The organism is Pseudoalteromonas sp. Ps84H-4, from assembly GCF_024124645.1.
GTDB lineage: Bacteria > Pseudomonadota > Gammaproteobacteria > Enterobacterales > Alteromonadaceae > Pseudoalteromonas > Pseudoalteromonas lipolytica_C.
The window spans coordinates 83,513-95,669 of sequence record NZ_JAMXSK010000012.1 but is presented as its reverse complement, the minus strand read 5'-3'; the positions used below and the strand labels follow the sequence as shown (position 1 = coordinate 95,669).

Sequence of the window (12,157 nt, the reverse complement as noted above, 5' to 3'; positions counted from 1 at the left end):
TAAATCTACAGCGCCTCTGGATCAATCCAGCGGCGCACACTTACCCAAGCACTGCCAATTTTTTCATGAGCGACTCTGGTAACGGCAACCAGTACATCATCATCTGGTATAAACTGCTTATACGTCGGATACTGACTAAAATCTTGGAAGTCAGTTGCAGCAGGGATCACATCAACACCTTGTGCATTAAATAAATCTTTCGCTCGTGGCATATGGCTTGCTGAGGTGACTAGGGCTGTTTTTTTATCGACTAAATAAATGGCAAGTCGCTTCGCTTCTTCAGCGGTATCCATAGCGAGGGGATTTTGCTTAATTCGGGAGCCTTTAATGCCGAGCGCTTTTGCTGTTTCAAACATGAGCTGGCTATTGGTGGTGTTAGCAAAACCGCCCCCTGATACATAGAGAGTGGCGTTTGGGTAGTGGTGGGCAAGCTTAACACCTTCAAGTAATCGAGCAAGCGCACAATCGCCTAACTGGTGATTAGCGGCAAGGCGAGAGTTGGGCATTATAGAGCAGCCAAGTACCACAATATTATCGAGTTTAGGGTGTTTTGCTTGGTTAAATTGCCATGCTGGGTTATTGCTTGCAGCTATCAGTGACTGACCAATAAATGGCGTGCTTATCAGCATTAAAGTTAAAATGCTAACAAAGCCCAAATAGAGTGCTTTGCGTTTATGGGCAATGGCTAAAAATACCATCACTAAAGTAAGCAGCCCGAGCAACGGCAGGGGCATTAATAATGAGCCAATGATCTTTTTAATTTCAAACATGTATCAGCATTATTGTTTGTAACAGATGCAGCTATGTTAATTATTTTGCCTTTCTTTAGCGACCGTTATTTTGCTTACACGTATTTAAAAAGTGGCGATAAACAGGGTTATCTTTCATATTCTTTTTCATCGCTAAATACATAGGGCGAGTAAGGCCAAGTGCACCTAACGGAATCGACTTAATGAGTCCTTGGCTTTCATAAGGGGTGACTAGCCAATCTGGTAAAGCTGCAACACCCATTCCAGCGCTCACTAATTGGAAAATCAATAAACCTTGGTCAACAGTTTTAAGCGTGCCATCAAAGCGTGCATTTTGAATAAAATGTTTAAAGATATCTTGGCGCTCTCGCGGGATAGGGTACGAAATAATAGTTTCGTTTTTTAAATCAAGGGCGGTGACATAGGCTTTTTTTGCCAACTCATGATCCGGTGCAACGATTAATTTTAATTTAAAATCAAACAGGTGAGCATACTCAAGCTGATCGGGTTCACGAATATCAGAAGTCAGCACAAGATCTAACTCATCATTAATTAAATCTGGAATGGCGTCGTAGCTAAAGCCGCGCTCATAATCAATTTTGATATCAGGCCAAAAGTTATTAAATTCTTTGATAGTTGGTAGCAACCAATGAAAGCATGCATGACACTCAACACTTAAACGTAAATTTGAAATTGGCTGATTCAGGCTTTCTTTTAAACGACACTTTGTCGCTTCAACCCTCGGTAAAACCTCATTAGCAAGCTCCAGCAGTAACATGCCTTGCGGTGTAAAACGCACAGGCTGCGTCTTACGTTCGAACAGTTGGCAATCTAGCTTATTCTCGAGATCTTTAATTTGATGTGATAAAGCCGATTGAGTTAAAAACAACTCGCGGGCGGTATTGACCAATGAGCCTGTCTCTTTAAGGGTCGCTATGGTTTTTAGGTGCTTTATATCAATCATCTTTAAAAAATCTCATGAAAAATGTGAGCCAAACTCAGATTACGAACATAGTACGCTTAAGAATTTGTTTTTTCAACGTCTAGACGTCTAAAATTAGTGATTGCTTTAACTTTTTTTTTACAATACGCTTTTTTACTGTCAATTGACATCGCTGTCATTGTTTTTTTACTTAACTTATATCAAAAAGCTATGAATATACCTCAAGTTGGTTTTTGGAGATCTCTTTAGGTTTTTGATTAGGGTTAACTCACTTCTCACTTAGGCAAAGCGACCTGACTTACAACTAAGATATTATTTTTAAAACTGTTATTATCGTGCAATCAGTACGATTTTATTTTTCAAAGGGATACCAGTGTTACGTACACTACTTTTAACCTGTGCTTGTTGGGTTATGCCTGCTCTCGCTGGCACTATTTACAGCCAGTTTCCAACAGAGATTGATCCGCATGAGCACTATGTTTTTTATTCCCATGGTTTTATCGTCGAAGGTAAAAACCCTAAGCCTGTTCACAAAACCTTTGGTGTTTATGACTTTATTTCGGTAAAAGAAGCACTTGCAGATGATAGTTATCATTTAATTGCCTATCACAGGCCAAAAGACACTGAACCATTTGCATTTGCGAAAAAACTTGCTGCAGATGTTGAAGCATTGATCAGCGCCGGTGTTGATGAGTCGAATATTAGTTTGGTTGGTTTTTCACGGGGTGGGGCATTGTCGATACTGGCAGCCAATGAGCTTAAACGCACACATATTAACTTAGTTATATTGGCAGGTTGTGCTGGCCTAATAAAAAAGAACTCATCAGTTAAAGCTTACGGCAAGGTTTACTCTATCTTTGAACGCTCAGATCAGGTTGGCTCTTGCCAGTTTTTAATTGATAGAAGTGCAGTAACTAAGTTCGAAGAACTAAGCATCAATACGGGGCTCTCCCATGGTGCATTTTATAAGCCAAAAGATGAGTGGCTGTTACCAATTAAGAAGTGGCTGAAGGATTAACTATGCCTTATTTATTGCTATTGCTCGTTTTTGTGATCAGTGTTTTCGGCGTGAGCTCAGTAAGCCATGCTGAGCCATTTACTTTGCCACGCACTAATACTGTTTTAGTTAAAGGTAAACATACCGAAAACGAATACCCCATTACAATTAAACTCCCACGCAGCTACCAAGCACAAAGCCAGAAGCGCTACCCAGTTGTTTACTTGTTAGATGCAAACTACAGTTTGCCAATTGCCTCTGGTGCTAGTCGCTTTATGATGAATTCGGGGGCGATGGAAGAGGTGATTATCGTCGCAGTAGGGTATCAAAAAGGTGTTCCGGGGCTTAATAGCCGTATTTATGACTATACGCCATTTAAAGATAAAAATTGGCAACGTAAAACTGGCGGAGCAAGCCAGTATCTAAACTTTCTAAAACAATCTGTATTGCCATATATTAAGGCTCACTACAGAACAAACCAAAAAAGTACATTAGTCGGTAACTCGCTGGGTGGTTTATTTGCTTCCTTTAGCTTATTTACCGAGCCTTCGCTTTTTTCAAGTTACATTATCGGCAGTCCTTCAGTGTGGTTTAAAGAAAACTCAATATTAGCTATGGCTGTAAAACCAGCTGCCAACACAACAAAAGTTTACATCGCAGTGGGAGAACTTGAAGAAAGCGAAGGTGAAAAAATGGTGTCGGGTGCGAGGCAATTAGCAGCTAAAATTAATAAACAAAGCGGCGCGCTTGTTACAACAAATTTATTTGTTATTCCTCAGGCACGCCATGCAACCGCATTCCCAACAACGATTACCCAAGCCCTAGACTGGATTTACCAGACCAATACCAACCCGCAATAATACTTAATTAAGCGGATTGGTATAAGAGCAATTAAAGAGCGTGACACTTTTTATATTTTTTACCGCTACCACAAGGGCACTCGTCATTACGGCCAATTTTAATATCTGCAACTGGCGTTATATCACCATCTAGGTAACGCCATAGGCCATCTTCTTTAATAAAACGCGACTTTTCGTGTAACTCACAATACAAGTTTTGGTAAAAGTAATTTGCTTTAAATTCTACAAAACCTTCTTGATCATTATGTTCTGTATCTAAAACACTGAGTTTGGTAAAACGGCAGCTATTAGCAAAATCTTTAATTTCGCGAACCGGGTTTGCGGCTTGTTGGCTTTGTGCATAGGTGCTAAATACATATTTTGCATCTTTCAGCGCGTATGCACTAAAACGAGAACGCATAAGTTGCTCTGGCGTATCAGCTTGGCTTGCACCTGTATGAAAAGGTTGGCAGCAAAGCTCGTAAGTCGATTCGCTGCCACAAGGACAAAGGGGGTGGGTGAGTGATGTCATAACAACTTACCTAAAACTATAAATTGTTATTTTAACAAGCCTATTGTGGCTGCGGTACTAAATTGTTTAATTGAGCGCTTTTTGTAAAACAATAAAACTTAGCAGATGCTTGCTCAAGATTTAGATTCATCGAATCAAGTTGATGATTGTTTACAATATCTGTCCAAGTGATCACTGCGGCAAAATTACCATTATGTAATGCAGAGCTAAGTACGTACTCAAGGTTAACTAAATGCTTTTGTCTGATCACAAGTAGTTTGCTGGTATCAATCGAACACGAATCTAATAATGCTTTGCTAGGAACATGATCAGGGGCAATTAATAGTGTCCATGCATTTTGGCTATTGTAATGATGCAATACTTTTAATAGCTCAAAGGTTGCTGATATTTCGTCTTCAATTTGAATTAAATTAACAGACGCTTTGTCGTTATCTTGTTGGTAGCTTTTAACTGTTCTTAAGGTAATTGGCTGTAACATAACTTTCACTCACTGGTTGTTTATACAGTATGTATATACAGTAGTTTATACAGTGTTTTTGCGCAAGTACTTTTTTGCTATTTTTTAACCGATTATTCAGTTTTATGTTAATTGAATTTATTTAGTTCATATTAAACAATGGGTTACTTTTTGTTTTGGAAGGTCAAAAAGGTGAAAAATTTATCATTAAAATTATACAGTATTCTATACAGTACTGTATGAGCTGCTATATTTTGCTTCTATACAGGTGTTTTGCATAAAAAAGCCGGTTTAAAAACCGGCTCTTTACCTTTGCAATTTTGCTATTTGTCTAAGTAGGTATTTAAAAACTCAAGATATGCGTTTGAGGCTTTTATGCGGTTTTCCTTTTTAGTAAAACCATGGCCTTCATCATCGAATAATACATATTCGACAGGCACACCATTTGCCTTTACAGCGGCAACGAGCTCATCGCTTTCAACTTGTAAAACGCGTGGGTCATTAGCACCTTGGATCACCATTAATGGCTTAGTGATGTTTTTAGCATGAAATAGTGGCGAAATTGCACGGTGACGCTCACTGTCTGTCGCGGGGTCGCCCATTTCATCGTACAGTGCCTTTTTAAAGCTTTCCCACCATGGTGGAATCGAGTTTAAGGTTCTAACCCAGTTTGTTACACCAAAGATATTAATGCCTACTTTGAATTCTTCAGGTTCAAAGGCAAGTGCTGCGGCGGTCATAAAGCCACCGTAGCTGCCCCCCATGATACCAATTTTATCGGCATCGACCCAATCTAGGCTTTGCAGGTGTTTTTTACCGTAAACAATATCTTGTAAATCATCAGTGCCATGTTTTTTATCATCTAAATGGAAGAAGGTTTTACCATAGCCTGAGCTGCCTCGGTTATTAACCGCAAAAATGGCATAACCATGATTGACTAGATGTTGCTGCATCGCACTATATCCAGTACGGCTTTGTCCACCAGGGCCGCCATGCACCCAAACTAAAGCAGGTACTTTATTGTTGCTGTTGGCTTGCTTAGGTTTATATAAAACCCCCGGGATTTCTAAGCCATCGAAGCTCTTAAAGCGCACAATTGTGCTCTCAACTAAGTCACTTTGATTAATTGCATCACTTAATGTGTTAGTTAATTGTTTAGCTTTCGGCTCACCGACTTGCCACACAAATAAATTGCTTGGCGAGGTGTCTGAATTTAAATAAAACGCCATAGCTTTTTCATCAGCTGAAAAATTAACACCACGTAAGTTACCTGCAGGCAACGATGGCATAGCAATACCTTTACCTGTGGTGGTATCGATTATCGACACCTTAGTGCTGGCGTCGGCATTAACACCACTTACTTGATAACGGCCAGATTTAGAGAAGTATATAAAGCTGACATCCCACTCATCTTTGAGGGCAGGGCTGTGCTCGCCGGTCGTTAAGTCATAACGCCACACTTGTGCAAACTCACCTTTAGCATCGGTTGAGTAATACAATGATTTACTGTCTCTTGAGAAGGTTTCTGGGCCATACTTAGCGTCGTCGTCATGACGGGTGATAAGCTCTGGTTTAAGGGTTTTTTTACGCGTATCGAGAATGAACACATCGCTGTCTTTGTTCGAATTGTTTTTCGATAAAGCAATAAAGCGGCCGTCAGGGCTTATAGCACCGACATCCAGCCCCATGGTATTTTGATAAACCGGCGTTACTTCATAGCTGTTAGCATCAACACGATATAGGTCCATAAACTTAGCATCACGCTGATTGCTGGTTATAAAAAAGTGTTTACCGTCTTCTGTGAAGCCTGCAAATCCTGCACGGGTTTCTTCACCTGGGGTGAGGTCTTTAACTGTGCCGTCTGTTTCGCGAACATAGATGTGATAACGCTCGTTACCGCCTGAGTCTTTAGTAAATAGTACGCGCTCATCTTTAGGGAAATAAGCCACTGCATAAGTACTGTCTTCAAAGTCTGTTAAGCGGTTTTTTTTGGCGGTTTTTATATCTACTTCATACAGGCTATAAATGCCGCTTTCATCACTGCTAACGAGTATTTTGTCGCCTTTTGGTGAAAAGCTGCTGCCCATAATTGAGGTTGTATCAAAAAAGGTTTCAGCATCATACTGTTTAACAGTTTGGCTTTGTTGCACGCTTTCGGTGCTGCTTGTTGATTGGGTTGATTGTGAACATCCTGCAAGTGCAAGGCTGAGTGCACATGCCACGGCTGCTAGTTGAAAACTCGGTTTCATTGTAATTATTCCTTGTTAATTTTTCGTTATAAAGTGTTGCCTGTTCATAATCTAAACGCAAGTTTTACCCGTTCGATATTTGTTACAAATCATGTAAATAAATAGGGATATGAGTGTGATATTATTTTTCCACTATTAAAGGAAGTAAACATGATTGCAATAAACAACCTCAATAAACGTTTTGCATCAGCCCACGTTTTTGAAAACTACAATAAGCAATTACAAGGTAAAAGAGTTTGTTTACAGGCAGCCAATGGCAGAGGAAAAACAACGCTACTGATGATGCTCGCTGGCCTAGAAGAGCCACAGTCAGGGCAGATTTTATACAATAATGAGGCATTAAAATCACCGCAAAACGATGTTTCAATTGCTAGCGACCGTATTGTGCTGCCTGATTTTTTAACTGCGAGGCAAATTATTGAACTTAGTTGCAAGGCATTAAAGAAAGACATACCAGAGCAGCTCATTACAGGTTTTAACTTTACAGAGCATCTCAACACTCGCTTCAGTTCTTTATCTAGTGGAAACCAAAAGAAATGCCAGCTCATTACTGCTTTTTTAAAGCAAGCCCCATTTTTACTATTAGATGAACCGAGTGCAGCGCTTGATCAAACAAGTATTCAATTTTTGCTGACCTTACTTGATGACTACCTAGATGATAAACCTAATAGGCAAATCATAATTACAAGCCACGAACCTCAGGTGTTTATACAGCACGGTTTTGAGTGTACAGCATTATGATTGACTCTCTTGCTAGCTACGCGTCATTCCTTGCTTATCGATACTTAGCATATACGACTAACCTTAAAAGCATGCTGTCTCAGTTAAAGAGCTTTAGCTTGTTGCTCGCACTGTTACTTGGCCCTGCATTTCTTGGTATGGTTTTACTGTTGTTTTTAGGGCTAGGGAAAATAGTCGATAGCCATGCAGAACCCGCTTCTGGCGCCAAATTAGCATTGGTTTATCTTTTACTTGAATCGGTGATGTTATGGGCCATGGCGCCAGCCATTAAAAATGTGCAAAACAGGGCATTTCAGCGAAGCCTTTATAAACCCTCTTGGCGAGTATGTGTTGACTGCAAGTTATTATTTTTAAGTAATGTTTGGCTCATTGCGAGTTTATTAATAGCTGTAGATTTATCGTTGAAACAATGGCTACAAGTGCCTCATTTTATGATTTTTGTGTTTTTGCAGTGGCTATGTGGGGTATTTGTTCTTTATAGGCCAATTGCACTTTTTTATAGCTTGTTAATAAGCTCTGTATTGATATTACTGCCTGTTAGTTTATTTTCGCTGCAATACTATCTAGGATTTATTGCTATTTTCAGCTGTTCGACTTTAATCCCTTCTGTAAGAATTAGCCATAAGTTGAAAGTACACTCGTTTGCTTTATTTTGGCTTAGTTACTTTTTACAACACAGTTGGTGTTTAATATGGCGTGGCTCAGTTTTAGTTGCATGTTTGTTTTCTTTATTACAGCTAATAACAATTCGGAGTGACTTTAGTGATCTGATACAGGCTGTAGCTTTATCAGTATGTGTGTTGCTAACTAGCTCGTTACAGTTCGATTGCATGGCTGTTTTTAAAAAATATCGGTTATTCTTTCAAAGTAATAACCAAGACAAGCAGTTTTATGTAAGCCATTTTATACCGAGTCTTATATTTTTTGCTGTGGCTTTAATGGTAGTTATAAGCATGCTTGGCACTAACTTGATTTACATACCCATTGGCGCAGGCTGGTGTTTATTACAGCAATATATAGCGCAAAAAAAACCAGCGCAATTTGCGCTGGTTTGGTTTTTCATAACAATTGGAATTGTTTTGCTAGCTTAAGCAGCGTCTGCTTTTTTATCGCTTTCACTACGGGCTACTTTACCAGCAACTAAGTCTGCTGGGTCAAAGTCGTCAACGTTAATAACGTCAAGACGGGCTTTTTCAACAGCCGCTAGTTTGTCGGCTTCAGCTTGGCTTAAAATGCCTGCTTCTAGGCCCATTTGCGCTACTTTATCAAGCTGGAAGAAAGGCAGTTTTACGCCTTTTTCACGGCATACCTTGTCAAACAGCGGCTCAACTTCAAGAATGTCTTTAAGCGTTTGCTCTTGACGACCAACAAGGTTAAGTGGCTCGTTTTTAAGGTAAATGTAGTTAGCTAAACGGTTACGAGTTTCGCTTGGTACTTGTAATAAGTGCGCAAGTTTATGCTCAAGCTTATCAGTAGGTTTACGAACTGGACGACCGAATGGGAATAACATAATTTTTAGCATTGCACGAAGTGGTGCAGATGGCATGTTATTGATTAGGTCAGCAAGAGCTCGTTGGCAGTGGTAAAGGTGATCTTGGCAGCTCCATTGAACTAGCGCAAAATCTTCTTTTTTACGGCCTTCGTCGTTGTAACGTTTAAGTGTTGCAGATACAAGGTATAAGTAGCTTAGTAAGTCACCTAAACGTGCAGAGATACGCTCTTTTCGCTTCAATGAACCACCAAAAACCGCCATGCTGATATCTGACATTAATGCTAATGATGCACTGAAACGTGACGCAACTCGATAAAACTCAGCTGTTTCGTCTTTGTACGGCGTACTTGTGAAGCGAGCATTCGTTAGTGCTAACCACTTAGTACGAACAAGGTTCGAAATAGTAAAGCCAACGTGACCCATTAATGCTTTATCGAATACTGCAAGCGCTTCTTCGCGGTCTTCAATTGCACAAGCGCCTAGCTCAGTTAACACGAATGGATGACAACGAATTGCACCTTGACCATAAATGATCATGTTACGCGTTAAGATGTTTGCACCTTCAACAGTGATTGCAATTGGCGCACCTTGATAACCGCGACCTAGGTAGTTGTTTGGACCAAGCATGATGCCTTTACCACCATGAACATCCATGCCGTGAATTGTTGCTTCACGCATTTGTTCAGTTAAGTGGTATTTGATAATCGCAGATACAACCGATGGTTTTTCACCAAGGTCAACAGCACCGGTAGACATGCTAACGGCAGCATCAGAGCTATAAGCGTAGCCTGCAAGTTTTGCCATTGATTCTTCAACACCTTCCATTTGACCAATAGGTAAACGGAATTGACGACGAATACGGCTGTAAGAACCTGTTGCAAGCGCAATTGTTTTAATGCCACCTGTTGAGTTAGACGGCAAGGTGATTGCACGACCAACAGATAAACATTCAACTAGCATACGCCAACCTTGACCAGCCATTTTCGGGCCACCAATGATGTAATCAAGTGGTACGAAGATATCTTTACCGCGAGTAGGACCATTTTGGAATGGTACATTTAGCGGGAAGTGACGACGGCCAATTTCTACTCCAGGAGTATCTGTTGGGATTAACGCACAGGTAATACCAGGTTCTTTATTATCACCTAGTAAACCGTCTGGATCTTGTAGTTTAAATGCAAGACCAAGTACAGTCGCAACAGGAGCAAGAGTAATGTAACGTTTGTTCCACGTTAGGCTAATACCAACAACTTCTTCGCCGTTCCATTGACCTTTACAAACAACACCGTAGTCAGGAATTGCACTTGCGTCAGAACCAGCTTCTGGTGATGTTAAAGCAAAACATGGGATTTCTTGACCACTCGCTAAACGTGGTAAGTAATGATCTTTTTGCTCTTTAGTACCATAGTGCTGAAGTAATTCGCCCGGACCTAATGAGTTCGGTACACCTACGATAGATGAAAGTAACGTTGATTTACTTGTTAGCTTTTGCAGTACACATGATTGTGCATAAGCAGAAAACTCTAAACCGCCGTATTCTTTTTTGATGATCATGGCAAAGAATTTATTATCTTTTAGATATTGCCAAACATCTTGCGGTAAATCAGTTAATTCGTGCGTTGCGTGCCAGTCATCTAACATGCTACACACTTCTTCAACTGGGCCATCAATAAACGCTTGTTCTTCGATAGTCAGTTTTGGTGCTGGGTATTGGTGTAATTTGTTCCAGTCAGGACGACCACAAAATAGATCCGCTTCCCACCACGTAGTACCTGCATCGATTGCTGATTTTTCAGTATCCGACATTGTCGGGGTTACTTTTTTAAATGCAGCAAAAATAGGTTTGATGATGTATTGTTGACGAATGCTTGTCACAGAAAGTGGCACAGCAATAAGTAAGAATAGTAGCCAACTGATTGCACCAAACGCGCCAGCAAAAGTGCCAACAAGTAAGGTCGCAATGGCAATACCTAAACAGGTATTCCAGCTCGATCTGTGGTAACTCGCCACACTAAGTAGCACGAGTAAACCAAGTAAAAATATGAGAGTCATTGATTATTCCTTAATAGAGGTCAGACCACCTCTTTTAGAGTAGCGCTACAACCATGAATTATCAAGAGGGGAACAAAGATAAAACGATGCTTTGTAAAACCTTTTAATGAGTAAACTGTATGAACAGTGCAAAAAAATTTACAGTGGGCTTATGACTATTTAGTTTATGTAAATGGTGCACATAAAAAGGTGTGTAAAATATGCACTATTTATCAGATAGTTCTGAAAATCTCAGCATAGCAGTTGCCATCTTTAGCGCTATGTACAACAATGAGCGCAGGCAGGGATCAGCCCATCATGCCTTTTACTTCGATTAGTTTTATAGGTTAATAGTTCTATGTGTGAGTTGCTTGGCATGTCAGCCAATGTACCAACGGATATTTGTTTTAGTTTTTCGGGCTTATTAGAGCGTGGTGGAAACACTGGCCCGCATAAAGATGGTTGGGGCATCACCTTTTATGAGGGTAAGGGCTGTCGCACATTTAAAGATCCCGAGCCAAGTTGCCAATCAGAAATTGCCAAACTCGTTAAAGCGTATCCTATTAAAAGTATTTCGGTGATAAGTCATATTCGCCAAGGGAATCGTGGTCGTGTATGCCTTGAAAACACGCATCCGTTTACCCGCGAGTTATGGGGCCGTGAAATTACGTATGCACACAACGGGCAATTATCTAATTATCATGATTTAAAGCCAGACTATTATCGACCTGTCGGTAACACTGACAGTGAACTGGCGTTTTGTTGGCTGCTCGATAAGATCCGCGAAAAATACCCTAAGCGGCCATCAAATATGGCGTCTGTATTTCGTTATGCGGCAAAGCTTGCCCATACCCTGCGCGAAAAAGGCGTATTTAATATGTTACTTACCGATGGTGTTTATGTGTTAGCTTATTGCACCAATAACCTACATTGGATCACACGCCGTGCACCGTTTGGCAAAGCGACATTAATTGATGCAGACATGGTAATTGATTTTCAAAAAGAAACCACACCGAACGATGTGGTTACCGTTATTGCAACACGGCCTCTCACTAATGATGAACGCTGGCAGAAAATGGAACCCGGTGAGTTTGCACTGTTTAAAATGGGCGAAAAAATTTAAATAA

Annotated in this window: 11 protein-coding genes; 5 read left to right on the top strand and 6 right to left on the bottom strand. The window is 40.4% G+C overall.

From position 1 onward, the window contains the following. Nucleotides 1-5: 5 nt before the first annotated feature. Together NH454_RS12105 and NH454_RS12100 are read right to left on the bottom strand one after the other, a co-directional pair. Nucleotides 6-770, bottom strand: coding sequence for a YdcF family protein (locus NH454_RS12105; protein WP_135924174.1), 765 nt, complete (start codon nt 768-770; stop codon nt 6-8). Between the two features lie 55 nt (nt 771-825). Then, the gene (locus NH454_RS12100) at nt 826-1,713 is read right to left on the bottom strand and encodes a LysR substrate-binding domain-containing protein (protein WP_054551603.1); all 888 of its coding nucleotides are present in this window, start codon (nt 1,711-1,713) and stop codon (nt 826-828) included. Nucleotides 1,714-2,065: 352 nt separating this feature from the next. Between NH454_RS12100 and NH454_RS12095 the strand changes: the two genes are divergently transcribed. Both NH454_RS12095 and NH454_RS12090 read left to right on the top strand, forming a co-directional pair. After that, a complete protein-coding gene (locus tag NH454_RS12095; protein WP_235382906.1) occupies nt 2,066-2,710 on the top strand; it encodes an alpha/beta hydrolase in 645 nt (214 codons plus the stop codon). A gap of 2 nt (nt 2,711-2,712) precedes the next feature. After that, nucleotides 2,713-3,549 carry an alpha/beta hydrolase-fold protein gene (locus tag NH454_RS12090; protein ID WP_253039203.1) on the top strand — a complete coding sequence of 279 codons (837 nt, stop codon included), beginning with the start codon at nt 2,713-2,715 and terminating at the stop codon, nt 3,547-3,549. Nucleotides 3,550-3,580: 31 nt separating this feature from the next. Here the strand turns inward: NH454_RS12090 and NH454_RS12085 are convergent, their stop codons facing one another. The 3 genes from NH454_RS12085 to NH454_RS12075 all read right to left on the bottom strand — a co-directional run bounded on the left by NH454_RS12085 (nt 3,581) and on the right by NH454_RS12075 (nt 6,766). Further along, the gene (locus NH454_RS12085; RefSeq protein ID WP_235382908.1) at nt 3,581-4,060 is read right to left on the bottom strand and encodes a YchJ family protein; all 480 of its coding nucleotides are present in this window, start codon (nt 4,058-4,060) and stop codon (nt 3,581-3,583) included. Nucleotides 4,061-4,100: 40 nt separating this feature from the next. Further along, nucleotides 4,101-4,538 carry a SulA-like leucine-rich domain-containing protein gene (locus NH454_RS12080; protein ID WP_054551944.1) on the bottom strand — a complete coding sequence of 146 codons (438 nt, stop codon included), beginning with the start codon at nt 4,536-4,538 and terminating at the stop codon, nt 4,101-4,103. Between the two features lie 302 nt (nt 4,539-4,840). Further along, nucleotides 4,841-6,766 (bottom strand): S9 family peptidase, encoded by a 1,926-nt coding sequence (locus tag NH454_RS12075; RefSeq protein ID WP_253039202.1) that lies wholly within the window; start codon nt 6,764-6,766, stop codon nt 4,841-4,843. A gap of 150 nt (nt 6,767-6,916) precedes the next feature. Here NH454_RS12075 and NH454_RS12070 point away from each other — a divergent pair, with 150 nt between their 5' ends. Together NH454_RS12070 and NH454_RS12065 are read left to right on the top strand one after the other, a co-directional pair. Continuing rightward, nucleotides 6,917-7,507 (top strand): ATP-binding cassette domain-containing protein, encoded by a 591-nt coding sequence (locus NH454_RS12070; RefSeq protein WP_253039201.1) that lies wholly within the window; start codon nt 6,917-6,919, stop codon nt 7,505-7,507. Further along, on the top strand, nt 7,504-8,598 hold the full coding sequence (locus tag NH454_RS12065; protein ID WP_290442611.1) for a DUF6136 family protein: 1,095 nt from the start codon (nt 7,504-7,506) through the stop codon (nt 8,596-8,598). Before NH454_RS12070 ends, NH454_RS12065 begins: the two co-directional genes overlap by 4 nt. On the opposite strand, the gene fadE is transcribed toward NH454_RS12065, so the two are convergent. After that, nucleotides 8,595-11,051, bottom strand: a complete 2,457-nt coding sequence (gene fadE, locus NH454_RS12060; protein WP_253039199.1) for an acyl-CoA dehydrogenase FadE — start codon at nt 11,049-11,051, stop codon at nt 8,595-8,597. The two genes, NH454_RS12065 and fadE, sit on opposite strands and share 4 nt — an antisense overlap. Nucleotides 11,052-11,388: 337 nt before the next feature. Between fadE and NH454_RS12055 the strand changes: the two genes are divergently transcribed. Then, the gene (locus NH454_RS12055; protein ID WP_054551596.1) at nt 11,389-12,153 is read left to right on the top strand and encodes a class II glutamine amidotransferase; all 765 of its coding nucleotides are present in this window, start codon (nt 11,389-11,391) and stop codon (nt 12,151-12,153) included. Nucleotides 12,154-12,157: the final 4 nt, after the last annotated feature.